The sequence below is a fragment of the Kitasatospora sp. NPDC059571 genome, assembly GCF_042735675.1.
Classification (GTDB): Bacteria; Actinomycetota; Actinomycetes; order Streptomycetales; family Streptomycetaceae; genus Kitasatospora.
The window spans coordinates 1-1,843 of sequence record NZ_JBHWBW010000779.1; the positions used below are offsets into that span (position 1 = coordinate 1).

At 73.8% G+C, this 1,843-nt stretch carries 1 protein-coding gene and 1 pseudogene; one reads left to right on the forward strand and one right to left on the reverse strand.

The window, feature by feature from the left end; genetic code table 11:
• Positions 1-36 precede the first annotated feature (36 nt).
• Positions 37-1,110: a septation protein SepH gene (gene sepH, locus ACFV0G_RS38935; protein ID WP_380558518.1), complete on the reverse strand. Its 1,074-nt coding sequence runs from the start codon at positions 1,108-1,110 to the stop codon at positions 37-39.
• Between the two features lie 438 nt (positions 1,111-1,548).
• On the opposite strand from sepH, the pseudogene ACFV0G_RS38940 reads away from it, so the two are divergent.
• Positions 1,549-1,843, forward strand: a pseudogene (locus tag ACFV0G_RS38940) (hypothetical protein); the annotation flags it as partial.

Consider the following 1,843-nt stretch of genomic DNA (forward strand, 5'->3'; position numbering starts at 1 on the left):
CCGCCGCTGCGGCGGGGCCCTCCGTCGTGTCGCCTGCTACTCCTGCTTCTTGCGCCGGCTGCCGAAGACGATCTCGTCCCAGCTGGGCACGGTGGCCCGGCGGCCCGGACGGACGCCGTCGGCCTCCGCCTGCCGGTCGGTGGTGCCGACCAGCCGCTCCCGGTGCGGGGCGACCGCCCGCGGCGGCATGAGGATGTCCGCGTAGGCGGAGCCCGCGCCGATGCTGGCGGCGGGCGCGGCCGGCTCCTCGACGGGCTCCGGCTCCTCGACGGTGACCGGCTCCGGCGCGGGGCCGATCGCCAGGTCGCCGCGGTAGGCGGGCACCACGTCCAGCAGGCTGGTCAGCGAGTCGCGGGACTCCGCGGTCGCCTCCCTGGCCTCGCGGACCTCGCGGCCGGACATGATCCGGTCGGCCGAGGGCCGCTCGATCATGGCCCGGGCCGGCCGGTCCTGGGGGAGCCGGGCGATCCGCGGGATGAACGGGAAGACCGAGTCCTCGTCGCGCTCGACGCTCTCGCCGATCAGCGCGCGGGCCTCGTCGTCGTTCGGCTGGACCAGGCGGCGGGGCGGGTCGTACGTCCAGCTCGCGCGGCGGTGCTCGCCGTCCGCGCGGTAGCTGAGGATGACCTCCCAGGTGCCGTCGTCCCGGCGCCAGGAGTCCCAGCGCTCGGTGTCCTTCTCGGCGGCGCGCAGGGTCAGCCGCTCGGCGACGGCCTCGCCGAGCTGCGGCCCGGTCGACTCGCCGTGCCGGCGGATCGCGGTCTTCCGCGCCCGCTCGGCCATGAACGCCCGCTCGGCCAGCACCGGACCCTCGAAGCGGCGGACCCGCTCGACGGAGATGCCCGCGGCCTGTGCGACCTCCTCGGCGGAGGCACCGGCTCGTATCCGCGCCTGGATGTCCCGGGGGCGGAGGTGGGACTCGACCTCGATCTCGATCTGGCCGAGCCGCGGCCGGTCGCCGCGCACGGCGGCGCGCAGCCGTTCGTCGATGGGGAGGGTGTACTCCGTGCTGTCGGCAGCCTTGAGCACCAGCCGTGTGCCGTCGTTGCTGACGGCCACAACCCGCAGTTCGGGCACGGTTACCTCCCGGGTGGTGCCTGCCGACGTCACCTGCGTCGCTGCTCCCGTACTGAGTGTGGCCTGCCCGCGTGCGACTGGCCACAACCTTGCAGAGTTACCCGGCGTGTCGGGCTTTCACCCGGGCACGCCGCTGTGGCACGGTTGCCTGTTCGCCACGTCGCCGGTCGACGTCGCGCCCGGGCCCCTCGGCAGCCGTCTGACGGATCGTCGACAGGACGGCCGAAGGCTCAGGCCCCACGAACAGTACTCCATTCGTGGCACCCGGCGGGGCGGCTCGCCGCTCAAGTCTCCCGTGAATCACCGGATTCTCAAGAGCGGGCACACCGGGGACCGGGTATCCGATCAACTGACGGTGATCATCTTCACATATATCGACTGCAGCGAACCGGATTTTCGCCCCTTGTGTCCTTCTCCGGGCAGGATGGACAGAATTGTTCGAATTTCCAGCGCGTCGACCGAGGGAAGCTGATGCCGCAGCAGGACGGACGGAGCGGGCCGCAGGGCGGCCGGCGGATCGATCTCAGCGTGGCCCAGGTGGCCGCCGCCGCACTCGCCGCAGTGGCCGGGGCGGTGCTCGCCTCGGGCCTGGGCGTGTACGGCACGGTGGCGGGCGCCGCGGTCGTCTCGGTGGGCGCCACCACCGGCGGCGCGGTGCTCCAGCACGTGTTCCGGAGCACCGGAGAGCGGCTGCGCGGTGCGGCCGACCGCGCGGAGACCCAGGGTGCGCCCGCACCGGCGGGCGCGGGCGCCGAGGGCTGGAACG